Source organism: Campylobacter fetus subsp. fetus, assembly GCF_900475935.1.
GTDB lineage: Bacteria > Campylobacterota > Campylobacteria > Campylobacterales > Campylobacteraceae > Campylobacter > Campylobacter fetus.
In genome coordinates, this window is sequence record NZ_LS483431.1 from 642,129 (window position 1) to 666,452 (window position 24,324).

A 24,324-nucleotide genomic window follows, 5' to 3' on the forward strand; every position below is an offset into this window, starting at 1 on the left:
TGTTGAAATTTAGAAAATTTGCTCAAATTTTATTTTTAGTCGGTACTATTTTTTTCATTTTAGGTTGTGAGACCAAAGATGAAAAAGCTCTAAATCAAGATAAACTTAAATTTAGCGACCTTTCTATGGCGGAGCAAGACAGATATATCAGTAAAGACGAGTTAGATAAATTAGGTAGTTATCTAACTCTTTTAAATAACAGAAATATTGATATAAATAGTGATGAGATCCCCTCAGGAAGCGTCGATGAGTTAAGAGATAAAATTGCTGAACTTATTCAAAAAAATAGACTTCTTTTTGCAGATAATGAAGAATTAGCTAAGAAAAATTTAGAAATTATCACAAAGTTAAGAGAGCAAAATTCTCTTAGGGAGTCTGAAAATAAACTAATTTCAGCAAAATATCTTGATTCTATGAATGAGGTCGAAAAGCAACACTATAAAAATATCAACGATCTTACTAAAAAGATAAACGAAGTTCAAAAAGAAAATATCCAAAGTATAAAATCATATGAACAAAAGATAATCGGTCTTGAAAATAAGATCGATGAGTTGGAAAAAGAGCTTAGCAAAAAAGATATAAATTTCAACGAAAAAGTTTCAAGTGCTACAAAAGATCAGTTAGAAAAAAACAAAGAGCTTTCACAAAAAAATAGCTATCTTTTAGAGCAGACTCAGGTACTTAAAAAACAAGTAGATACTTTATCTAAAGAGTTAGATAGTAAATTAGCCGATAAAAAAACTCAGATTGATACTTTAAATCAGACTATTTTGACCAAAGATAATAAGATAAACGATCTCTTAGCGTCTCATACAAATGAGATAATTGAGCTTCAAAACAAGCATTCAAAAGCTTTATATGATATAAAAAATGAGTTAGATAGACAAAAAAACGACTATTTTGGAGAGTTGAATTTAAAAAATATCGAGCTTGCAAAGTTGAATAACGATTTTAAAGAGTATAAGCTAAAAAAAGACGAAGAGTTAAAAAATGCTGAAAATATGGTTTTAACAAATTATAAAAAGATAGAAACTCAAAGGTTAAATGCCATAAAAAGTGATTACGAGAGGATAATTTTTGAACAAAACAGAACGATAGCCGCATTTGAAGGAAAAATGATAAATTTGGAGCTTAAATTTAAAAAAGAGTTAGAAGCTAAGGACGCAAACTATGTAAATACGCTTGAGAATTTAAAACAAAAAGCGCTTTTTTTAAAGAATGATGAAGATAGGTTAAGAGCGGAATTTGATAAAAATATAACATCTTTAAAATCGCAAATCACGCTAAAAAACATACAAATATCAGAGTTGGATTCTAAAATAAAAGAGCTGGAAAATGAGAAAAACGATATCAAAAAAATTCAAAATTATGAAATTTTAAATAACATGATAACTAAGCTAAATGCGCAAAATGAAGAGCTCAAAAATTATGCTAAAAAGGCTTTAGATGAAGCTAAAAAAATGGTTTTAGAAGCTGAAAATAAGGCAAAAGAACAAAACGATAAGCTAAAAAACTATTATGAAGAACTGATAAAAAATATAAAAAATCAAGATAATCAGCCGGTTTTAAGTGATATAAATGTAGATTCAAAGAGATTTTTATCAGAAATTAGCTGTTTGAGTTTAGATAAAAGTGCAAAGCTTGATAAAGATTGCGAAAATAAATTAAACGATATGATAAAAAAGTATGGCAAAAGCCGTATTTATGAGATAAAAGCCGTTATAAGCGATTTTAAATTTTTAGGAGACGATAAAGTCGGTGAGCTAAAAAACGTAAATCTTTTAAATTTAAAATCGACAAAAGATATGTTAAACGCAGCTTCAAAAGCCATAAATTCTAAGATTAAAGATCCGATGTTAGCATACTCTAAAGATGTTTTACTAGAGCAAAGCGGATATGGATTTGTCATTAAAGTTTATGAATGAAACTATTTCAACTAAAAGAAGGGTATCGTTATAACAGCGATACTCTGTTTTTATATGACTTCATATCTAAAAATCAGATTTTTGGTAATGTGCTCGATGTGGGCTGCGGCTGCGGAATTTTAGGATTGCTTTTAAAAAGGGATTTTATAAATTTAAATCTTAGTTCCATAGATATCCAAGAGATAAATTCCACCATAACGCAGCTAAACGCGGATGTTAATAATCTTGTTGCAGCTGTTATTTGTGACGATTTTTCTAAATTTAAAAGCGAGATTAAATTTGATTTTATAGTTTCAAATCCGCCGTTTTATAACAGTCAAATCACAAAAAGCGAAAATGAACATATAAGTATTAGCAGATATAGTTCTAGCCTTGATCCGTTAAGTTTTTTTAAGTCCGTAAATGCAAATTTAAAACCTCAAGGAGTCCTGTATTTTTGCTACGATGCTAGAAGAGTAGGAGAAATTTTGCCTATTTTAAGCAGTTTAAAACTCAAGCTAACAAAGCTTAGATTTGTGCATTCAAGGATAAGTGAAAGTTCAAAATTAGCTCTGTTTGAAGCAAAGAAAAGTTCAAAATCTATATGCGAAATTTATCCTCCTCTTATAATTTTTGATGAAAATGAGTTTAGCGGTGAAGTTAAAGAGATATTTAAAAAATCGGATACAAAAAGTGAGATTTACGAGTGTTAAAAGAGTTTGGTTTTGACTACTGCTTTGATAGCTCAAAGTGTGAAGTATGCGGTGCTAAATGCTGCACCGGAGATAGCGGATATATATGGATAAGCGAAGCCGAGATGGAGTCTCTTAGCTCACATTTAAAGCTTAGCTTACCGGAGTTCAAAAAACTTTTTACGTACCGCGTAGGAGTTAGATTTAGTTTAAAGGAAAAAGAGTATAATGGCGCGTATGCTTGCTTATTTTTCGATGAAAATAATAAAAATTGTAGTGTTTATGAATTTAGACCAAAACAGTGTAGGACGTTTCCGTTTTGGGATTATTTTAAAAAGCATTTTAATGAATTGGAGAAAGAATGTATTGGTGTAGAGCGGCTCTGATTTTCACTTTATTTTTAGCCGGTTGTGCAGATAAACAGAGTGTTGGCGCGAAGAAAAATGAAACTTTTTTTAAGTATTCTGACATAAATACAACTATAGATTTAGAAGCTATGAAAGGGTTTTATCTGCTTGGAGATGCAAAATCGAAAGATGCATTAGAAGTATTTTATATGCTTTACAAGACGACTAAAAAGCCTATTTTTTTAAAAGAGGCTCTTAAGATAGCTTTCGTGATAAAAGATGATAGATTAGATGAGCTTATAACAGATGCTAGAGAGATTTTAAACGCTGATTATGATGTTATAAGAATCGAAATAGGGTATTATATTTTAAAATCACAGATTAAAGATGCTAAAGATCTTGCTTTAAATTTAATACAAAAAGAGAGCAATAATAGCATTAATCACTCTATTTTAGCAACTATTTATCTTTTTAATGATGAACCTATAAGAGCTTTAAAAGAGTTTAAAAAAGCTTATGAGATTGAGGGCAGTGAAGAAAATTTATTAAAACTTGTAGATATGCTTGATAATAAGCTAGATAGAACAAATGAGGCTATAAGATATCTTAATAATTGGATAGGGGAAAACGGCTGTTCTAAGCCGGTCTGCTTTACTCTGCTAAATATTTACTCTGCTAAAGGTGAGCTTGATTTGATGATTGAAGTGTATATAAAACTATATGAAGCTTACGAAGAGAGCGATTTTTTAAACAGAGCTTTGGAAATTTTGCTTTATAAAAAAGATGTTATCTCTGCTAAAGAACTTTTAGAAAAGTATAGTTTTAACGAGCCTATTTTGATGGAGATATATGCCGAGTTAAAAGAGTTTCAAAAAGCTTATAATGTTGCTCAAGATCTATATAATAGATCGCAAAATCCAGAATATATGGCTAGAATGGCTATATATAAATACGAACAGAGTTCTAAAAATATCAGTAAATTTGAATTAGATATGGTGGTTAAGTTATTTGAAGGTTCTGTTTATGCTTTAAATAGCCCTATTTACTTTAATTATTACGGTTATTTATTGATTGATTATGAGATAGATTTGAAAAAAGGGCTTGATATTGCGAAAAAAGCTTATATTTTAGATCCGAATTCTCCTTATATTATAGATTCAATTGCATGGGGATATTTTAAGCTTGGCGAGTGCAAGGAGGCTAAAATGTGGATGGACAAGATACAAAGCGATACTAAATTTATGAAAGAAGACGAAGCAAAAGCCCATAAAACTGCTATTGATAAATGTTTTAATAAAGGAACAAAGTGATACTTGATGAGATAATATCAAAAACAAAGATAAACTTAGAAAACATAAAAGAGAATCTACCCTTATGCAGGCTAGAAAATGCACTTACAAACTCATATATACCAAGAGATGTAAAACAGGTTTTAAAGCAAAAAAATAGCATAAATATAATAGCTGAAATAAAAAAGGCAAGCCCGAGCAAAGGCGTGATAAAAGAAGATTTTGATCCATTAAAAATAGCTTTTGAGTATGAAAAAGCAGGTGTTAGCGCATTTTCTATATTGACCGAGCCTTTTTATTTTCAAGGAAGTTTGGAGTATATGGCACTAGTTAGAAGATATACTAATACTCCTATTTTAAGAAAAGATTTTATAGTTGATATTTATCAAATAGTCGAAGCTAGGTTGTATGGGGCGGATTTTATACTTCTTATAGCAAAAGCGCTTGATAAGTTTTACTTAAAAACTCTTTTTGAATATGCAAAAAGTTTAAATTTAGAAGTTTTGATGGAAATTCACGATGAGACCGATCTTGAAAAAGCGTTATTTGTAGATGCCGATATAATAGGCATTAATCACAGAAATCTACAAACTTTTGATATGGATATGGAGCTTTGCATAAAGCTTATACCTCTTATCCCTAGTGGCAAAATTATAGTTGCGGAGAGTGGATTATATAACAATTCAGAACTAATAAATTTAAAAAAACAAGGTGCTGATGCGTTTTTAATAGGTGAACATTTTATGCGTCAAGAAAGTATTTATAATGCGGTAAAAGATATGAAAGGTGAGTAATGGAACATGAGTTTTCTCCTTGGAGGGCTGAGTATTTTAAGACTAGAAAAGATGATGGAGTAACGGATCATAGTTGTGTTTTTTGCGATATTGCTGAAAATATCCAAAACGACGAAGAAAACTTTGTGCTTTTTAGGGCTAAAAATTGTTTCGCCGTAATGAACAGATATCCATATACTTTGGGCGAATTTATGATAATACCTTATATTCATACCGACAATATTGAGAATTTAGACAAAAATATATGGTCTGAAATGAGCGATCTTGTTCAGTTAGGAGTCGGAGTTTTAAAAGAAAGTCTTAATGCAAATGGTGTAAATATAGGTATGAATTTAGGCTCTGCAGCAGGTGCTGGGATCGCTGAGCATATACATTATCATTTAGTTCCTCGCTGGAGTAGAGATACGAATTTTATCACGACCATAGCATATACAAGAGTGCATGGAGTTCCGTTTTTAGATCAATATCACACATTAAAGAAAGCTTTTCAAAAGGTTTTTAAGTGAAAATTCTATTTTCTCCAAGTGAAAGTAAGATGTCTGGCGGATCTAGAGATGCATCGGTAAATTTTTCATGGGTTTTTCCAAATTTAAATGATAAACGTCTGGAAATTTTAGAGATGTATAACAGTTTTTTAAAAAAAGCTAATAAAAATGAGCTGCAAGCTCTGTTTGGTTTGAAAAAAGATAATGAGCTTGAATATTACTCTAGCGATCTGTTTTCTCGTCCACTTATGAAGGCTATTTTACGTTATAATGGCGTTGCTTACGAGCATCTAAATTATAGAAATTTGGATGAAAGATCAAGAAAAATGATTGATGAAAATACGATTATTTTTTCAAATTTATATGGTGTGATTTTAGCAAAAGATATGATTTTTGATTATAAGTTAAAACAAGGTGAAAGCATAGGTGGTTTTCGTACCGAAGTCTTTTATAAGAAGTATTTTAGTGGTGTTTTAGATGATTTTTTAGATTCTGATATTTTAGATCTTAGGGCTGGATTTTATGAAAAATTTTATAGTCTAACCAAGCCATATACTACTATTAAATTTTTAAAAAATGGTAAGGTCGTAAGTCATTTTGCAAAAGCTTATCGAGGGATCGTGCTTCGCTGTATCGCATTAAATCAGATATCTAGTTTAGATGAATTTTATAATATGCAAATTCCTAACCTAAAGATAAATAAAATTATTAAAAATAGATTAAAAACAGAGATCGTCGTTGATATAATCGGCTAAGTTTCAGCTATTTTTAAATTTAAAACAGATATGTTTTATACTTAAACTAAATTTAATATAATTTTTTGTATAATCCAACTTCTATTTTATAGTTATTTATTACTCTAAGCCTAAATGGTGAAATTGGTAGACACGCTAGACTCAAAATCTGGTACGGGAAACCGTGTGTCGGTTCGAGTCCGACTTTGGGCACCAGGGGTTTTGTATATAACCCAACTCAATTTTAATGTTAGTTTTAATTTATAGCAATAATAATATTTATATACCACTAACTACAAATTTATATTTTATACTGCATTAAGCTTTTTCCAACCTAATTTTAGTTAAACTTTTAAAAACATAGATAAATAGTTTAAATTTAATGTTCTTATGATATTTAACTTATTATTGTTATTTTTTTAATTTAGATTGGAAAATAAATTTATTCTCATTATTTATAGCTATATTATATATATAACAAATAATCTATTTTTAATAGTTTTAGATAATATCTTTTAATTTATTTTTTATCTTAATTGCTTTTTTAAATTTACTTAGATGATGAGTTTATTATAGTTTGCTAATGACAATGTTTGTGTTGAAACTTTGTTTTAGATATTACAGTTATAGGGCTATTTATGTTTGCTAATGACAATGTTTGTGTTGAAACAGAATTATATTTTATTACACAAGATTTAAGCCTTGTGTTTGCTAATGACAATGTTTGTGTTGAAACACAACAGCACTTGGCTCTTGCCAAAACGATATACTGTTTGCTAATGACAATGTTTGTGTTGAAACTCTCTTGCGTACCCTGCAAAGAACATAGCGTCTCCGTTTGCTAATGACAATGTTTGTGTTGAAACTACTAAATTTAAAGGTAGAAAACTTACTAATTATGGTTTGCTAATGACAATGTTTGTGTTGAAACCGAATGAAGTAGCAAATAAAATATCAAAAGACTTGCGTTTGCTAATGACAATGTTTGTGTTGAAACCCCAGTACAAAGCATTCTCTTAAATCAAAATCTTTGTTTGCTAATGAAAATGTTTGTGTTGAAACCCATCTAACTACTGCAGGCGGAACATTTCCCGATGGGTTTGCTAATGACAATGTTTGTGTTGAAACAAGAGCAAACATGGCAGAGACCTTAAAAGAGAAGTTTAAAGGCGTACTAAGTGCAAATACTAGCTATTTTGAAGGAGTGAGCGATCATATTATAAGCCAAATGCAAAATATCGCAAGAGTAAATCAAGCTAGCAAATATGGCGTAAAACACTACAAAGTGGTAGCTAGGATTGATAACCGCACAAGTGATATCTGTAGAAGTATGAATGGACGTATAATCCCAGCCTCGCATATAGAAACTCAAAGCAACAATATCCAAAACGCTAAAGATATAAACGAGAAAAAAGCAGCTGCTATTTGGAGAAATGAGCCTTTTTTTGGTAAAATACTCCCTAGTAACTTCGGGCTTCCACCATATCATTTTCGTTGTAGAACCGAGCTAGTACCGGTGTGGATAAATGAAGAAGAGATCGATGGAGTAAAGATGAAAAATACAAGCCCGCTTAGCAAAGATGAAGTAGTAAAGCATATAGATAAAACAGGCGTGGAAAGAGTTTGGAAAAAGAGTAACGACCATATAGCCAAAAAACATAAAGAGACTACTAGTGCTAATGTTGTAAAGGCTTTAAACTCTATAAATACAACGGCTAAAAATAAGGACAATAGATATATAAACGCTTTTAGCGATAATGGGTATTTTATAGTGTTTAACGGTAATGAGATAGTGACTTGTTATAAGCCTAATGAAAACAAGAAAAGAGCATTTGATTACTTTAAAAATGTTTCAGTATATGATAAAAAAGAGGTGATAAAATGGAAAATCGCAAATTTGTTATAGAATTTTATGGTATAGAGTGGTTTATAGACATTCCATCTCACATAGATGATGGCGATAGCGGACTAAAGATAATCCAGCCTATTACAAGGATAAGAGATAAAAGAATAGTTCGTATATTTGATATCTTTACTCCTAGCAAAGAAAACATAGATGAAGCAAAAGAGTATAAAGAATTCTATGAGATCTGCGACTTTGAAGTATTATCAAACGGTTATAAATTCATAGGTACTTTTATAGACGCTTTAGAATACATTAAAGATAATTTTGACAAATAAAATTTGAAAGAAAGGAAAATATGGAAAATTTAGTTAAAGATACCGCAAAAAAGCTAAACTTGACCTATAGAGAGCTTGGTGAACTTGTTGGATACTCAGAAAGTGCTTTAAAGGCTGCTTCAAGTAGCGGCAACATTAGCGAACAATTAACAAAATCGCTAGAACTACTTTTAAAAAATCACGAACTACAACTACAAAACAACGAATTTAACGAACTAAAAGCCACAATCAAGAAATTTATAAACTCACTTTAAACACCATTTAAAAGGGTTTTAAACACCCTTTTAAATATCTTTTAAGTGCCTTTAAAATACTTTTAAAAAGAAAAAAGAAAAATAAAGAATAAAAAATATACTTTAATATTGACAATAAGTATAAAATACGTTATAATGCTTACATAAATTAAGAAAGGAGAACGAAACAATGGAAACGCTAACACTTATTTTAAACCTAGCGACCGCCATTATCGCTTTGATTACGGCAATAATCGAAGCAAGGAAGCGGTAGATAAGGGCGAAAGCCCTTATCGTCCATTGTTTCGTCCGACAATTATATCATAAAAAGGAGCAGCTATGACAGATGTAATTCAGAGCGTTTTACTTGTAGTTTTGGCTTTGCAGGTTTTGCGTTTAAGCATTCAGATTAGAAATTTAAAGGATAAAAAATGAGTAGTGTAGTTTTGATTAACAATCAAGAGGTGAGTTTTGAAGTGGTGGGCGACCAAACCTACACCACCTCAAGGGATGTAGCTCAAGTTTTTGAAAAAGAGCATAAGAATATTATAGCACAAATTGAGGCTTTACCAAACGATGAGTTCCGACAGCTTAATTTTCAGCCGTCGAGCCAACCACGATTAAATGGGCTTTTTGTCAAAGATACAAAATTTTACAACCTTACCCGCGACGGATTTTGCTTACTTGTTATGGGTTTTACGGGCGAGAAAGCGTATCGATGGAAAGTTGAGTTTATCAACGCCTTTAACAAAATGGAAGCGATGATAAAAAGCGGCGGTATAGCGAACGAAAAATTCACCGAAGTCATAACTGCCCTTTCGGAAAAATCAACAGAGGCAGATGAGTTTAAAGCTAAATATTACGAAACTCTTGAGCGTGAAAACGAGCTTTTAAGAGTAGTTTTAGAAGATAGCAAATCTAAAATAGGCACAAAGCTGAGCCCAAATGAAAGAGCAAACATCATAAAGCTTTATAAAAGCGGTCTATCTCAAGCAGAAATTTGCCGTCAAACTAGCAGGAGCGACACTGCAGTAAGAAACGCCATAAGGGGTGCATTATGAAAAGCATAAGTATATATGATGTGGATAATATAGACCACGCTCGAGCATTTTTGATAATGATAAATACCATACTTATGGGTTGGCATAAAGGAGCAGATGAGATAGATATAGAGTATCTAAAGTCTGCTTGCGGCGACTTATGGTTACTTAGTTATGAGCATATATAAAGCCTAGAAGCAGTAGGAAATTTTCTCAAAAGTAAATCTGTAGGGATTTGCGGTTAAAATTTAAAATGACAGAAAATAGCTTTATTTCAAAGCCTTCTTAATATCGTTTAAGACCTTATTTCTTACATCTTTTGCAAGGGCTTCTTTAGCCCTTGCAAGCCCTGAACTACTTATATAATTATTCAAACCATCTTCTAGGTAAGGCTGAGCTTTAGTGCCTGGATGATTTATTTGCTTTGCAAATGCTTTTGCGGTGCGCGAACCCGTCCGCCCTCCGCCGCCTACTAAAGCCCCGCTTACGGGGTGCCCCGACCGGGTCCATGCCAAAGCTTTTGCTTTTTTAACTCTGATAATATGCGGCTTTGTTCCAAAATGTACGAATTTAACATGTTTATCTATAAAAAGATTTGCTCTAAACTTTTTATGGGCTTATAGCGTCTTTAAAAGATACGCTAATGTTTTAAATAGGGTTGAAGACTAAGAGTCTTTTTTGTACTTATGGGGATTGAGTTTATAATCAAGCCAGATATAAAAAGGGAATAAAACGATGAAAGATATAAGTTGTATGTACATTTCTTCTATATTCGCCATTACGAAAATAGCTAGAGTTATCAAAAAAATAATCCAAAGAAATTTTTTAATATCTTCCATTTTAATATCCTTTTTTATCATTATACCACATTTTAGGCTAAAAAATGGCAAATGATGATTTAAAAATATAATTAAAAATAGCTATTTATCACCTATAAAAATATAATAGTTTAATATTAATGTTACTGATAGTAACATTAATAGCTAAATATTGTTTTTAATATAAAATTTTACGGATACTTCGGCTATTTTATTATGTAATTAGCTATATTTGGCTAAGATATCAAAAATTTAATTTATTTAATAGTTGTTTAAAAATGAACTCAATGTTTATAAAGGAATAGATGTGAAAATATATCAGCTGAAAGTATTTTTGAAGTTAAATCAAAATGTAGATTTTGTAAATAGCCCTGAGTTTTTAAGCTCGAATTTACATAAATCTATGTTGGGAGATGAAGCTCTAAGATCTATCCATATGCAAAGATATCTAAAGCCTTATAGTATCGGTTTTTTATACGGTATGAAAGGCAAAAAAGACGGTTTTACGAGCGGTGAAGATATGTATTTTTACGTAAGAAGTATTGATGAGAGCTTTATATCTAAGCTAAGAATCTGCTTAGAAAACTCTAAAAATCTTGGGTTTAACGTGTATGCATCCAAATTAGAGGTTTTAGATTCAAAGCGAATTGATTGTCTATACACTATGAGTCCGGCGACCGTAGTGCTTAAAGAAGGCGATAAAACTATACCTTGGAGACGTGAAAATAGTGATATAGCAGCACTTAAAGACGCTTTAATTTTAAATTTAAAAAACAAATATGAGTATTTTTTAGACAAAAAAATTGAGATAACGGACGATATTATTGAGCTTATAGAGATAAAAACAAATAGAGCATTTGCATTTAAATATAAAAACGGCAAAATCTATGCTTATAGATATCAAATTCATTTTTCAGGAAATAAAACGGCTCAGGAGTTTGCAAATATCGCAATGATACTTGGTGTGGGAGTTAAAAATACACTGGGATTTGGCTTTTGTATGAGGAGCAAAAATGTTGTTTGAATTGCTTGACGAGTTTAAAAAACGACTTGAAAAAAACAAGGATATCGTTACACAAAATCACGTTTTAAAAGACGGAGTTTATGCGAGAATTTCCGGTGAGAAATGTGAAATTTTCTATGTAAAAACTACTATTGAAAAAATAGACGGCAAACCTCATAGAAAAACTAATTTATACAAACAAAACGGAGATATCGCTTCGTATGATGATAGAGACTGGTTTGAGCAAGCGGATTATTTAAGTTCTTTATGGGATATGGATAAGGCCATTTTGCCTAACAAAAAGTTTCATAGCATTAACTTTTTATCTCTATTTTTTAAGCTTGAAAAGCCCGAGCATGTTAGAGAAAATTTAGAAAAGTATCTTAATGTTTTTATAGATTACGGCAAATTCAAAACATCAAAAGATAAAGAAAAAAATAAAGAAATTTTATCTTTTCATTCAGATTATATAAAAGATGAAAATAGGCAAAGCTTGATCGCGAATTCAGTAGTTTTATGTCAAAAATACTTTAACGATATAATTCATTTTGCCGGACAAAATAACTTTAAAAAGTGCTATATCAAATTTTTTATCAATGAAGATCTTAAGCTTTATGAAAAAGAGTCGAGAATTTATATTGACCTAAAAATTTTTAATAAAAATGAATATAACATAAAATATAACAATGAAATTTTAGGTCTTTCAAATTTTAATATGGGAATGAATAATAACAAGCCTTTTTTGAGACATAAAACTAGACCACATGAAATACCTCATGCCATAAGTCAAAAAGATGCCCTTAGCATTAAAATGCTTTTTGATTGGCTCGGTTCGCAAAATAAAAATGATATTTGTGATTTTGACTCAATCTTTATGTATAAATCAAATAAAGATTCAAAAGCTTTAATAAAAGATTTTGAGTACGTTCCCGTGAGTAAAAGTAAATTTAAATTTGATACGTTTAGAATTAAAAATTTTATGGATATTGAAAACGGTGAGAGGGAGATACTTAGTTTCGATGATTTTAAGCAAGTTATCGATGAGCAGCTCTATCAAAAGCGTCTTTTTAGCAATCTATATAAGGACAAGATAAAAGTTAGTAAATTATTAAGTGAAGATATGCAAAATATACTTTATCAGACTAGACACTCTATGATAGAGTATTTTGAAAAATTTAATAGTAATGAATTCTACTATGTTATACAAAAATATTCTAATGATTTTATTAAAGTAGCTATGCAAGACGGTGAATTTGGTAGATTAAATGCTAAAAAGTCTATAAATTTGTTATTAAGTATAAAAGAAACTAAAGGAGAAAAAGTGGATATAGACGAGATAAAAAATAGAGTTATATCGGCACTTACGGATGACAATATAACTAAATTAAACGGAAATGAGTACTACTTTTTAGTAGGCAATTTAGCAATGCGTTTGGTTAATAAAAGCAAGGGCTGGAAAAAGACGTTTGCATTAACTGAGTCATATACAAAGGCTAGAAATACGAAAAAGCTAAAAATGATTTTATTTTCTGATTTCGATAGATATAAATATGATATTTTTATAGGAGACGAAATATTAAGAAAAGCATTTTTATTGGCTCAAAATTGTGAAGATTTAGTTATGTCAAACAGCGATCAGCAGATGGTCTTAATCGGTATTGTCGCAAAAAGTATAATCAAAAAATCAGGAGAAAAAGATGAAGTTAACGAGTAGAGTTTATGGAATAATCGGTATAAAATCAACCATGGCTAACTGGAATGCGGATTTTACTGGCAGACCTAAAAGCACCGGAAACGGTGATATCTTTGCTAGTGATAAGGCTTTAAAATATCCTATGAAAAAGATGTGGGAGAGCTACGGAAAAAATATTCTTTTTGTCAAATCCCTAAAACAAGTCAAGGATAAAGACGGCAAAAGTAAGCTCGTACCTAATACCCTAGGAGAAAGATATAGTTTGCTCTTCGGCGATATCAAAGAAGTAAAATCTACAAAAGAGGTTTTAGCCAACCTCTTTAACTGCATTGATGTTAAAAATTTCGGTGCTACATTCCCTGAAAATGGTTATAATCTATCAATAACCGGTGCAGTTCAGATAGGACAAGGATTTAATAAATTTGAAGATATAAATATAGAAGTTCAAAACATCTTATCTCCGTTTGCCGATTCAAGAGCTAACGAGAAAAACAAAGACGGTGAAGATGCGAGCCAAAGCACTCTTGGTACAAAGATAGTTACGGATGAGGCCCACTATTTTTACGGATTTTGTATAAATCCGTTGGCTTATAATGATTATAAAGAGATTTTAGGCGATGATTTCGGCTATGATGAAGATGATTACGCCGAGTTCAAAAAGGCCGCTAGATTTTGTGCTACCTATTTTAATTCCAACTCGAAATTCGGCTGCGAAAATGAGTTTGCAATGTTTATAGAAACCGACTCAGACGCGTATTTACCGGATCTTAGTGCGTATATGGATTTTATTTCTCAAGGTAAAGATAGAATAGTAAATTTAGAAAAAATCGAAAAAATGCTAGAAAGTTCAGATGTAAAAAAAGTAGAAATTTATTATAATCCTTTATCTTTGGACGTAGAAACTAAATTTGATAAATTTGATATTTATAGCGGAAATAAAATACAATGAGAGCCGTAAGTTTTAAGCTTAGCGGAAAGTTTGCACATTTCAAAAAACCCGATGTAAACGAGTACGCGTATTTTACTTATAATAATATCCCGAAACCGACTTTATTAGGACTTTTGGGAGCTATTATAGGACTCAAAGGATACGCGCAAAAAACTTATAAAGATAAAAAAGATAAAAAATCACTTTTTAACAATGAGAATAGCAGTAATGAGCCGGAATTTTATGAGCGTTTAAAGCATCTTAAAATTTGTATTATTCCTCTTGTTAAATATGGTAGATTTTCTAAAAAAATTCAAATTTTTAATAACGGCGTAGGATACGCAAGTGGTGAAGACGGTGGAAATTTGATTGTTAGAGAACAATGGCTTGAAAATCCTTCTTGGCAAATACTCATAGAAGATGACGGTAGTGCAGAGTTTGAGACTGTTTCACGGTATCTATTTGATAAAAAAGCTAAGTTTATACCCTATCTAGGTAAAAATGACCATTTTGCCGATATAAGCGAAGTGGAGAAAATAGATCTTGCAGAGTCTAAAAAAGATAGAATTTCGATAAAATCGCTGTTTTTGGATGATTTGGCAGAGCAGGTAGATGATCCCGATGATGAGATATCATATCTTTTTAACGAATTTTATCCTATTAGTTTTAATGAGCTTATGTTTTATGAGCTTAAAAAAGTCGCCTTTACAAATCAAATTTGCCGAGCAATAGACGGGAAATGGTATGAGTTCAAAGACGGAACTATATGTTTCTTTTAGGTGATTACCTGGCACATACGTCGCCGCATAAAGATCCTGAAACTCTTCAGGCCCATTGCGATCTTGCAAAAGAGTATCTACAAAAAATAAAAAACGGTAAAAATCTAAATAATATTATAAAAAATCTTGCAAATAAAATTTTAGATGATGACGTGATTTTAGAGTTTTTTGATGATTTTATCGTCTATCACGATTTAGGTAAAACGAATCCCGCTTTTCAAAAATTAAAAATGAAAAATGAAAATCCAAAATTTAGTAAAGCCGACGGTGAAACCACGCATTCAAAGCAGTCATTTTATATGCTAAAAGATAAATACAAGGATTTTATTCTAAATTATAAGGATGAAAATATACGCGAGACGGTTTGTGTTTTTTACTATTTATTATCAAACGTTTTAAATCACCATGGGCATTTAAAAGACGGTTTTGACGATAAGTATTTAAATAAAGATAGCGATAAATTGGATAAAAAATTTTGCAACGCCGAAAAAAGAGTTAATTTTGATATTGAACTTTTTATTTTTATTAAATTGCATTTTTCTCTTCTTATCGCAAGTGATTTTTACGCTACAAGCGAATATATGAATGATATAAAAATAGATGATTTAGGTGTTTTTGATAAAGATAAAAAAGAAAAAATTTACTCTAAATTTAGAGAATTTTATAGCTCATTAAAGCCAAGAAGCGATATAGATAGTCTAAGATCCGAGATATTTAAAAATACTAGTGAAACACTATACGATAATTTAGATAAAAATATCTTTTATCTTGAAGCTCCAACCGGAAGCGGTAAAACTTTAACATCTTTAAATTTGGCTTTAAATCTACTAAATTTAAATTCAAATCTTAATAAAATATTTTATGTTTTTCCATTTAATACTCTGATATCGCAGAGTAAATCTATATTTGAAACTATTTTTGGAGACGAGTTTGATATTTCTATTATAAATAGTATAACTCCTCCTAAATTTAGCACGGAAAACGAACAAGAGAATTCCGAGAGTAACTATGATAAAACATATATAAATAGAGTATTTTATAATCATCCTTTTATTTTAACCAGTCATGTTGCGCTTTTTAAGACGTTATTCGGGATTAGTAAAGAGGAGAATTACGGTCTATTTTCTCTTGCGAACTCGGTTATAATTCTTGATGAAATTCAGAGCTATAGATCAAATTTATGGGAGTTTATGGCTCTGTTTTTTGATAGTTTCGCAAAACATTTAAATATAAAATTTATAATTATGTCCGCAACTCTACCGAAAATTTCAAATTTACTAAAAAATAGCGACGATAAATGGTGTGATCTACTGCCGAACTCTAATTATTTTCAAAATACGCTTTTCAAAGATAGGGTTAAAGCCGATTTTTCTCTTTTAAATATAGGAAAAAACGATTTATTTGATAGCATCGTAGGCAAAATCACGGAGAGTAAAAAAGATAAAATTTTAGTCGAATTTATAAAAAAACCTAGTGCTAGAGAGTTTTATAATTTTATACGTTTTAAATTTGACGATTACGATATTTTTGAGCTTAGTGGTGATGATAATAAGCTTTATCAAAAAAAAGTTATAGCAAAGTTAAAGGGTTCAAATACAAAAGCTATCCTAGTTGCAACTCAAGTTATAGAAGCCGGGGTTGATATAGATATGGATATCGGATTTAAAGATATAGCGACATTTGAGAGCGAAGAGCAGTTTATGGGAAGGATAAATAGAAGTGCTTTAAAACCCGGTTCTTTGGCGTACTTTTTTGATTACGATGACGCTAGTGCGATATATAAACAAGATAGTAGAATCAAATTTAGCCTAAAAGATAATGAATTAAAAAAATGTTTAATAGATAAAAATTTTATCCCCTACTATGATAAATTGCTTAAGGAGTTAAAAAGCGAAAACTCAAGAGTAAATAGTGGATTTAACAATATTAGAGAGAATTTTCAAGACGATATAGGCAATCTGAATTTTATCCAAATTTCAAAAAATATGCAGCTTATCAATGATGATAGAATCAGAATTTTTCTACCGTTTAAGATAGACGTAAGCAGTTTTGATATGAGCGAATACGGTAACATAGAACATTTTATGGATGGTGATTTTTTAGACGGAAAAAAGATCTGGGAAGCGATAATTTGCTTAAATGAAGTCAAAGAGTACGGTAAAAGAAAGATAGAGGCTTTGAGTTTAAATTCTTTAGCCGATATTTTTTGTTTTAATATTTTATCTTCGGAAGCAAAAAAATTACCGAACGTAAAAATAGAGTACGGATACGTCTATATAGAGGATTATGACGGGCTTATAGATGAAGAGAGCAAACTAGATAGAACTGCTTTGGCAAAAAAATATAAAAATGAAGATTTAATACTGTGAAGATAACCGGTACACTTATAAACTACTTTTTTCACTGTAAAAGACAGTGTTATCTGTTTTATAATCGTATAAATTTAGAAGACAACAGTGAAGACGTAAAGATAGGAAGGGTTTTACACGAAATTAAATTTGAAGATGATATAAAATTTGAAAATATTGCTTTAGATAAGATAACTGATGAATACGTTATTGAGTTCAAAAAAAGCGATAGCGATGAAACGGCTTCAATGTGGCAGCTGCTTTTTTATCTTAAAAAGTTAAAAGAGATCGGAATACTTAGAAAAGGTCTGCTTGAATTCGGCGAAAACAAAAAGCTACCGACAAAGCGTTTAAAAGTAGAATTAACCGACGATAAAGAGCTTGAGCTTGAGCAAATTTATAGTCAAATTTCTGAACTTATGAGTTTAAAAACTCCGCCAGATCCTTTAAAAAGCTCATTGAAATGTAAAAAATGTGCTTATTTTAGCTACTGTTTTATATAAGAAAATAGATGTCAAAACTTCATACTCGGTATATTTTTTCTATGGGTGAGCTGAGTCGCAAAGATAACTCTTTGGCTTTTAAAAATGAAAAAGGTACGATATATATTCCTATAGCCGGCATAAGAGAAATTTATTGTATGAATGAAGTTAGCATAAACTCAAAATTGCTTGATTTTCTTGCCAAAAACGGAATTACGATTCATTTTTTTAACTATTACGGGAATTATAGCGGTAGTTTTTATCCTAAAAAGCATCTTATAAGCGGTCGAGTAATTATATCACAAGTAGAAGCTCTTGCGAATAGAATGATAGTAGTAAAAAGCATAGTAAAAGGCATCGCATTAAATATGCATGAGGTCTTATATCACTATTACAGGCATGGAAAAACAGAGCTTAAACCTCTTTTGGATTATCTCAAATTTAGAGTTTCAAATATGCTGATAAATGCAAATACAATTCCTCAAATTATGTTTATAGAAGGTCAAATTTGGAGTAAATTTTATGATAGTTTTGAGCTGTTTTTAGATGAGAGTTTTAGCTTAGGAAAACGTGTTAAACGCCCACCGGATAATCCTATGAACGCTATGATAAGTTTTGGCAATTCGCTTCTTTATACAAAAACTATAAGCGCAATTTATCAAACTCATCTCGAACAAAGTATTAGTTATCTGCACGAGAGTAGCGATGCTAGATTTAGTCTTAGTCTGGATTTAAGCGAAGTTTTTAAGCCTATTATCGTATTTAAAACAGTATTTGAGCTTGTAAATTTAAAAAAGATAAATATCAAAAAACATTTTGAAAAAAAGATAGATTTTTGCCTATTAAATGAATCGGGACGGAAAATTTTTGTAGAAAGTTTTGAAGAGAGATTAAACGAACCGTTTTTACATTCTAAACTAAATAGAAAGATTTCTTATAAAACAGCTTTGAAATTAGAAGGTTATAAGCTTATTAAATTTATATGTGAATCTCGTGAATTTGTACCATTTAGTTTAAAAGATAAGCAATGAAAAATTACAATTATGCTTATGTTTTTTATGACATTAGCGATAAAGAGAGTGAAGCCGGCAAACGTCGAGTAACAAAGGTTTTTAAGCTATGTAAGAAGTATTTTTTGCATCATCAAAAGTCTGTTTTTAAAGGAGAAATAACTCCTGCAAATTTTATTAAATTTAAATCCGCGATAGAAAAATTAATTGACAAAAATATCGATGTTATTACCGTTTTAAGGCTTATAAGAAAAGATGACGTAGATGAGATAAGTATAGGCGGTCTTGATTTTGTCAAAAATGAGATGTTTTTATAACCCAACTCAATTTTAATGTTAGTTTTAATTTATAGCAATAATAATATTTATATACCACTAACTACAAATTTATATTTTATACTGCATTAAGCTTTTTCCAACCTAATTTTAGTTAAACTTTTAAAAACATAGATAAATAGTTTAAATTTAATGTTCTTATGATATTTAACTTATTATTGTTATTTTTTTAATTTAGATTGGAAAATAAATTTATTCTCATTATTTATAGCTATATTATATATATAACAAATAATCTATTTTTAATAGTTTTAGATAATATCTTTTAATTTATTTTTTATCTTAATTGCTTTTTTAAATTTACTTAGATGATGAGTTTATTATAGTTTGCTAATGACAATGTTTGTGTTGAAACTTTGTTTTAGATATTACAGTTATAGGGCTATTTATGTTTGCTAATGACAATGTTTGTGTTGAAACTCTCCGTTATCTACCTCTGGCGCCATGCTCTCTCCGTTTGCTAATGACAATGTTTGTGTTGAAACACCATATCATCTATGCTGATACTTTTGCCATTTATCGTTTGCTAATGACAATGTTTGTGTTGAAACGAAGCTAAATGACCATTAACAATAAACATATAAAGTTTGCTAATGACAATGTTTGTGTTGAAACAATTCTCCTGTGCAGTCCAATACACTTCCTTTATCTGTTTGCTAATGACAATGTTTGTGTTGAAACCACAATCCTTGCAAAACGCATAATTCAGCCCAAGCCCGTTTGCTAATGACAATGTTTGTGTTGAAACAATGATACGTCTTTAGCACTTAGCAAATTCGGTGCTGTTTGCTAATGACAATGTTTGTGTTGAAACAATTGCAAATTTAATCCAAGGTAGTCTAATCTCTAGTTTGCTAATGACAATGTTTGTGTTGAAACTTTTAGCCCCTTACGTAGTCTACTACCTTACCGGGTTTGCTAATGACAATGTTTGTGTTGAAACGAACCAGAAAAAAAAGTCAAGGCGGAGAGTGGGTTAGTTTGCTAATGACAATGTTTGTGTTGAAACTAGCCTTAGACTGGGCTATTAAATCTGGTAAATACGGTTTGCTAATGACAATGTTTGTGTTGAAACTTACACTCTTTAAAAATACTGCTATTATCTATTATCGTTTGCTAATGACAATGTTTGTGTTGAAACATTAAGATTCTAACCTTTTTTAGATATAAGAAGTATGTTTGCTAATGACAATGTTTGTGTTGAAACCAAAATAAAAAAGAAGGAAAAGCTAAATTTAAAAGGTTTGCTAATGACAATGTTTGTGTTGAAACTCTGGTATTAGCACGTAACCATCTTTTTGTACGTCGTTTGCTAATGACAATGTTTGTGTTGAAACTATCTTGCAGCTAGCAATATTCTTATTATATTTATCGTTTGCTAATGACAATGTTTGTGTTGAAACAGAAGTGTTTTAAACGGGCTTGTATCCCGAATTAGCTGTTTGCTAATGACAATGTTTGTGTTGAAACTTTCCGTCCATATCCCTGATAGTTCTAGGTCTTGTGTTTGCTAATGACAATGTTTGTGTTGAAACCGTCTTTTAGCTCTACTGGCGGTTTGTGGTTTGCTAGTTTGCTAATGACAATGTTTGTGTTGAAACTTTGTTTTAGATATTACAGTTATAGGGCTATTTATTGTTTGCTAATGACAATGTTTGTGTTGAAACTTTGTTTTAGATATTACAGTTATAGGGCTATTTATTGTTTGCTAATGACAATGTTTGTGTTGAAACCAAGTGCATAAATGTAGTCTTCGCCGTGTTTTGTTTGTTTGCTAATGACAATGTTTGTGTTGAAACTCTTTAACCTTTTACAAAGCTCACAACAACTTTTTGTTTGCTAATGACAATGTTTGTGTTGAAACAGCCCAGCTTCTAGTGGCTTAAAATCAGGTTCTTTAGTTTGCTAATGACAATGTTTGTGTTGAAACATAGGATACTTCCAGCCATACAAAGAACTATAAACGGTTTGCTAATGACAATGTTTGTGTTGAAACTTTATCATAACGCCACTCATTTGCCACCGCCAAACGTTTGCTAATGACAATGTTTGTGTTGAAACATGTGTTTTTTTATGTTTTTTGGGGTTTTCCCAAGGTTTGCTAATGACAATGTTTGTGTTGAAACGAAATTAGATCCGGCCTGTAAACTCCGATTAAATTCGTTTGCTAATGACAATGTTTGTGTTGAAACATATCCAGTCTTTGGCTAAAAGTATTTTAACTAGGCGTTTGCTAATGACAATGTTTGTGTTGAAACAATTTAGACGACGCTCTAAATCAAGCCGCTAAAAAGTTTGCTAATGACAATGTTTGTGTTGAAACAACAACATCTTTGAGCAACGCTTTTAGGCAGATGGGGTTTGCTAATGACAATGTTTGTGTTGAAACAAAACATAAATTGGCTAATTGTAAAACTAAAAAATGTGTTTGCTAATGACAATGTTTGTGTTGAAACTATAAATAACTAATTTTCAAAAACAAAAATATATCTGTTTGCTAATGACAATGTTTGTGTTGAAACACAAAAATATTTTTTTCTCCAGCAAAAAAAGCAAATGTTTGCTAATGACAATGTTTGTGTTGAAACTCCTGTTTTAGAGCTTATTTACGCTATCCAGACCTGTTTGCTAATGACAATGTTTGTGTTGAAACTTTTCTGGTTCTGATAGCGTTGTACTTTATTGCACGTTTGCTAATGACAATGTTTGTGTTGAAACGGGATAGTGATTCGCGGAGTTGGAACTTTGTCCTACGTTTGCTAATGACAATGTTTGTGTTGAAACAATCATATCAAAAGACGCTATCAAAAAATTTTATGGCGTTTGCTAATGACAATGTTTGTGTTGAAACTCTGAATAGCTGTTTACTTCAACTTTAGCTCTAGTTTGTTTGCTAATGACATGTTTGTGTTGAAACTTGTTGTTTGCCGTTTTTGATAGCTCAAGCTTTAACGTTTGCTAATGACAATGTTTGTGTTGAAACAACTACGCAGGGTATTATAAAAAAGGCTGCCTAAAGTTTGCTAATGACAATGTTTGTGTTGAAACTTTTCTTTTAGCTCTTTGTAGCGTTTTGTGGTGTGGTTTGCTAATGACAATGTTTGTGTTGAAACAAAAGGGTTAGAAGTTTTAGCAAATTTAAAACAAGAGTTTGCTAATGACAATGTTTGTGTTGAAACGGGATATTGATTCGCGGAGTTGGAACTTTGTCCTACGTTTGCTAATGACAATGTTTGTGTTGAAACAATCATATCAAAAGACGCTATCAAAAAATTTTATGGCGTTTGCTAATGACAATGTTTGTGTTGAAACTCTGAATAGCTGTTTACTTCAACTTTAGCTCTAGTTTGTTTGCTAATGACATGTTTGTGTTGAAACTTGTTGTTTGCCGTTTTTGATAGCTCAAGCTTTAACGTTTGCTAATGACAATGTTTGTGTTGAAACAACTACGCAGGGTATTATAAAAAAGGCTGCCTAAAGTTTGCTAATGACAATGTTTGTGTTGAAACTTTTCTTTTAGCTCTTTGTAGCGTTTTGTGGTGTGGTTTGCTAATGACAATGTTTGTGTTGAAACAGTTGATTTTTTAGAAGCAAAAGAGTTTTCAAAAAAGTTTGCTAATGACAATGTTTGTGTTGAAACAAAAGGGTTAGAAGTTTTAGCAAATTTAAAACAAGAGTTTGCTAATGACAATGTTTGTGTTGAAACGGGATAGTGATTCGCGGAGTTGGAACTTTGTCCTACGTTTGCTAATGACAATGTTTGTGTTGAAACGTTAATGAAAACGAAATGGCTACTTATATAAAAGCGTTTGCTAATGACAATGTTTGTGTTGAAACGGCGGTATTGGAAGTATAAAAATTAATAACGTTGTTGTTTGCTAATTTTTAACACAAAATTGTCTGTAGCAATATATTTAATATTTGCATTATATCTGCAAACTTTTAAAATAAACTTAAAAAAGGATTAAAATGATAAAAAAATTAACAGATAAACGGCTATCTGAAATAACAAAAATCCCTTGCGGGACGATAGCCGGTTGGAAGAGGTCTGATGGTTACAAAAAAGATATATATCTTTTCTTTAAAAACCTAGACCCGGAATTTTTAATAGAGAATTTTGGGGCCAAAACTCCTATAATTCCTTTGCTAGATAAAGAAGTAGTAGGCGCAATAGGTATTTCGCAAGGCACCCTGTATGGCTGGAAAAATGGGAAGGGGCATAGAAAAAAGCTATATGATTTTATAGCGCAATTTAGCGCAAAAGAGATTTTAGATATCTGTGCAAAAGAAAAAGATAGCATAAATGATAAAACGCTCTCAAAAATAACTAAAATTCCATACCAAACGCTGCAGGGATGGAAAAAATACGAAGATAGACAAGTTTTATATAAACTTTTAAAAAGTTTTACACAAGAGGAGCTATCTTCGTTTTTTAGTTAAAAAGGGCTTATTTTCTGCTCTAAAAACGCCTAAAAACCTAACTATAATCTTGCATTAGCATTTAAAGAATTTTATAGGTGTGTATAGTGGATTATAACGCTATTTAAAGGCTTATTAAAGAGCCTTTAAAATCTTTAAAAATTCATGATCAAAAGCTCATTTTTAACACTTCTATATTTACTATTAAGACTATAATTTACCTTTAGCTCTTTGAATTTGAAATCCTTATAAAGACTTCTAACCATCTCACAGTCGTTGTAGCTAAGCATAAATTTACCTTTAACGTTTGCAAGTATTTTGGCTAGATTTTCATGCTCGTTTATGCCAAATCCGCGTACCATTTTATAGTAATTTTCTGCGCCTACATAAGGCGGATCTACGTAAAAAAGAGTATCACTGCTATCATACCCCTTAATGAGTTTTTCATAGCTCATATTCTCAATAAAAGCCCTTTTAAGACGCTTTGAATTGGCAAAAAAGTCTCTGTGTATGTTTTTAGCACTTTTACTATTGCCTATTGCAAAATTATCACCTTTTGCCCCAAAGCTAGTGGCAAGAAGATAGAAATAAAATGCAGCTTTTTGGATATCGTTTTTTGGCTTTAATTTGCCGTTTTTGATGTCCAAAAACAACTCGCGACTTCTAAATAGTAAGTTCATTTCGGCTTGCAAGCTTGCAGGGCGGTTCCTGATTATCCTGTGTAGATTGATAAGATCTGAGTTGATATCATTTACAACCTCAATTTTTGAAGGCTCTTTTTGGTAAAAGTTTGCTATCGTTTGCTAATGA

The 24,324-nt window shown here is 30.9% G+C and carries 23 protein-coding genes, 1 tRNA gene and 4 CRISPR repeat arrays; of the genes, 22 read left to right on the top strand and 2 right to left on the bottom strand.

The features are described 5' to 3' along the window. Positions 1-2 precede the first annotated feature (2 nt). The 13 genes from DQN38_RS03165 (at position 3) to DQN38_RS08885 (ending at position 9,887) form a co-directional block, all read left to right on the top strand. On the top strand, positions 3-1,925 hold the full coding sequence (locus DQN38_RS03165; RefSeq protein WP_111738174.1) for a coiled-coil domain-containing protein: 1,923 nt from the start codon (positions 3-5) through the stop codon (positions 1,923-1,925). Further along, positions 1,922-2,617, top strand: a complete 696-nt coding sequence (locus tag DQN38_RS03170; RefSeq protein WP_065844170.1) for a tRNA1(Val) (adenine(37)-N6)-methyltransferase — start codon at positions 1,922-1,924, stop codon at positions 2,615-2,617. The genes DQN38_RS03165 and DQN38_RS03170 overlap by 4 nt, the downstream gene beginning before the upstream one ends. After that, positions 2,611-2,982, top strand: coding sequence for a YkgJ family cysteine cluster protein (locus DQN38_RS03175; RefSeq protein ID WP_002849046.1), 372 nt, complete (start codon positions 2,611-2,613; stop codon positions 2,980-2,982). The genes DQN38_RS03170 and DQN38_RS03175 overlap by 7 nt, the downstream gene beginning before the upstream one ends. Continuing rightward, the gene (locus tag DQN38_RS03180; RefSeq protein WP_042960227.1) at positions 2,958-4,253 is read left to right on the top strand and encodes a tetratricopeptide repeat protein; all 1,296 of its coding nucleotides are present in this window, start codon (positions 2,958-2,960) and stop codon (positions 4,251-4,253) included. Before DQN38_RS03175 ends, DQN38_RS03180 begins: the two co-directional genes overlap by 25 nt. Then, a complete protein-coding gene (gene trpC, locus DQN38_RS03185) occupies positions 4,250-5,026 on the top strand; it encodes an indole-3-glycerol phosphate synthase TrpC (RefSeq protein ID WP_065844171.1) in 777 nt (258 codons plus the stop codon). Before DQN38_RS03180 ends, trpC begins: the two co-directional genes overlap by 4 nt. Then, positions 5,026-5,532, top strand: a complete 507-nt coding sequence (locus tag DQN38_RS03190; RefSeq protein ID WP_011731890.1) for an HIT family protein — start codon at positions 5,026-5,028, stop codon at positions 5,530-5,532. Before trpC ends, DQN38_RS03190 begins: the two co-directional genes overlap by 1 nt. After that, the gene (locus DQN38_RS03195; RefSeq protein WP_011731891.1) at positions 5,529-6,266 is read left to right on the top strand and encodes a YaaA family protein; all 738 of its coding nucleotides are present in this window, start codon (positions 5,529-5,531) and stop codon (positions 6,264-6,266) included. The genes DQN38_RS03190 and DQN38_RS03195 overlap by 4 nt, the downstream gene beginning before the upstream one ends. A 108-nt stretch (positions 6,267-6,374) precedes the next feature. Beyond that, positions 6,375-6,461, top strand: a tRNA-Leu gene (locus DQN38_RS03200). Between the two features lie 359 nt (positions 6,462-6,820). Beyond that, a CRISPR array of direct repeats spans positions 6,821-7,373; the repeat unit is 30 nt; unit sequence GTTTGCTAATGACAATGTTTGTGTTGAAAC. 10 nt (positions 7,374-7,383) lie between these two features. Next, positions 7,384-8,151 (top strand): structural protein, encoded by a 768-nt coding sequence (locus DQN38_RS03205; RefSeq protein ID WP_111738175.1) that lies wholly within the window; start codon positions 7,384-7,386, stop codon positions 8,149-8,151. After that, complete coding sequence (locus DQN38_RS03210; protein ID WP_065844217.1) at positions 8,127-8,426, top strand: hypothetical protein; 300 nt, start codon at positions 8,127-8,129, stop codon at positions 8,424-8,426. Before DQN38_RS03205 ends, DQN38_RS03210 begins: the two co-directional genes overlap by 25 nt. Positions 8,427-8,446: 20 nt before the next feature. Further along, positions 8,447-8,680 (top strand): hypothetical protein, encoded by a 234-nt coding sequence (locus DQN38_RS03215; protein ID WP_038453194.1) that lies wholly within the window; start codon positions 8,447-8,449, stop codon positions 8,678-8,680. A 410-nt stretch (positions 8,681-9,090) separates the two neighbouring features. Next, a complete protein-coding gene (locus DQN38_RS03220; protein ID WP_065844216.1) occupies positions 9,091-9,720 on the top strand; it encodes a Rha family transcriptional regulator in 630 nt (209 codons plus the stop codon). After that, positions 9,717-9,887 carry a hypothetical protein gene (locus DQN38_RS08885; protein ID WP_158004964.1) on the top strand — a complete coding sequence of 57 codons (171 nt, stop codon included), beginning with the start codon at positions 9,717-9,719 and terminating at the stop codon, positions 9,885-9,887. Before DQN38_RS03220 ends, DQN38_RS08885 begins: the two co-directional genes overlap by 4 nt. An 81-nt stretch (positions 9,888-9,968) precedes the next feature. Here DQN38_RS08885 and DQN38_RS03225 read toward each other — a convergent pair whose 3' ends face one another. Then, positions 9,969-10,214 carry a hypothetical protein gene (locus tag DQN38_RS03225; protein WP_065844215.1) on the bottom strand — a complete coding sequence of 82 codons (246 nt, stop codon included), beginning with the start codon at positions 10,212-10,214 and terminating at the stop codon, positions 9,969-9,971. A gap of 610 nt (positions 10,215-10,824) precedes the next feature. On the opposite strand from DQN38_RS03225, the gene cas6 reads away from it, so the two are divergent. The 9 genes from cas6 to DQN38_RS03270 all read left to right on the top strand — a co-directional run bounded on the left by cas6 (position 10,825) and on the right by DQN38_RS03270 (position 23,535). After that, on the top strand, positions 10,825-11,541 hold the full coding sequence (gene cas6, locus DQN38_RS03230; RefSeq protein ID WP_011731895.1) for a CRISPR-associated endoribonuclease Cas6: 717 nt from the start codon (positions 10,825-10,827) through the stop codon (positions 11,539-11,541). Next, the gene (locus tag DQN38_RS03235; RefSeq protein WP_065844232.1) at positions 11,531-13,234 is read left to right on the top strand and encodes a hypothetical protein; all 1,704 of its coding nucleotides are present in this window, start codon (positions 11,531-11,533) and stop codon (positions 13,232-13,234) included. The genes cas6 and DQN38_RS03235 overlap by 11 nt, the downstream gene beginning before the upstream one ends. Beyond that, positions 13,218-14,162, top strand: a complete 945-nt coding sequence (locus tag DQN38_RS03240; RefSeq protein WP_111738176.1) for a type I CRISPR-associated protein Cas7 — start codon at positions 13,218-13,220, stop codon at positions 14,160-14,162. Before DQN38_RS03235 ends, DQN38_RS03240 begins: the two co-directional genes overlap by 17 nt. Next, complete coding sequence (gene cas5b, locus DQN38_RS03245) at positions 14,159-14,920, top strand: type I-B CRISPR-associated protein Cas5b (RefSeq protein WP_011731898.1); 762 nt, start codon at positions 14,159-14,161, stop codon at positions 14,918-14,920. Before DQN38_RS03240 ends, cas5b begins: the two co-directional genes overlap by 4 nt. After that, a complete protein-coding gene (gene cas3, locus DQN38_RS03250; RefSeq protein ID WP_170117934.1) occupies positions 14,908-17,289 on the top strand; it encodes a CRISPR-associated helicase Cas3' in 2,382 nt (793 codons plus the stop codon). Before cas5b ends, cas3 begins: the two co-directional genes overlap by 13 nt. Then, positions 17,286-17,771: a CRISPR-associated protein Cas4 gene (locus tag DQN38_RS03255; RefSeq protein WP_065844199.1), complete on the top strand. Its 486-nt coding sequence runs from the start codon at positions 17,286-17,288 to the stop codon at positions 17,769-17,771. Before cas3 ends, DQN38_RS03255 begins: the two co-directional genes overlap by 4 nt. A gap of 8 nt (positions 17,772-17,779) precedes the next feature. Further along, positions 17,780-18,781, top strand: coding sequence for a type I-B CRISPR-associated endonuclease Cas1b (gene cas1b / locus DQN38_RS03260; protein WP_065844200.1), 1,002 nt, complete (start codon positions 17,780-17,782; stop codon positions 18,779-18,781). Then, on the top strand, positions 18,778-19,077 hold the full coding sequence (gene cas2, locus DQN38_RS03265; protein ID WP_011731902.1) for a CRISPR-associated endonuclease Cas2: 300 nt from the start codon (positions 18,778-18,780) through the stop codon (positions 19,075-19,077). Before cas1b ends, cas2 begins: the two co-directional genes overlap by 4 nt. 343 nt (positions 19,078-19,420) lie before the next feature. Next, a CRISPR array of direct repeats spans positions 19,421-21,947; the repeat unit is 30 nt; unit sequence GTTTGCTAATGACAATGTTTGTGTTGAAAC. Positions 21,948-22,048: 101 nt separating this feature from the next. Further along, a CRISPR array of direct repeats spans positions 22,049-22,408; the repeat unit is 30 nt; unit sequence GTTTGCTAATGACAATGTTTGTGTTGAAAC. Positions 22,409-22,509: 101 nt separating this feature from the next. After that, positions 22,510-22,932: direct repeats of the CRISPR family, unit length 30 nt; unit sequence GTTTGCTAATGACAATGTTTGTGTTGAAAC. Between the two features lie 132 nt (positions 22,933-23,064). Continuing rightward, entirely contained in the window at positions 23,065-23,535 is a 471-nt protein-coding gene (locus tag DQN38_RS03270; protein WP_065844241.1) for a hypothetical protein, read from the top strand. Between the two features lie 134 nt (positions 23,536-23,669). Here DQN38_RS03270 and DQN38_RS03275 read toward each other — a convergent pair whose 3' ends face one another. Continuing rightward, the gene (locus DQN38_RS03275; protein WP_081303791.1) at positions 23,670-24,311 is read right to left on the bottom strand and encodes a DNA adenine methylase; all 642 of its coding nucleotides are present in this window, start codon (positions 24,309-24,311) and stop codon (positions 23,670-23,672) included. Positions 24,312-24,324 lie beyond the last annotated feature (13 nt).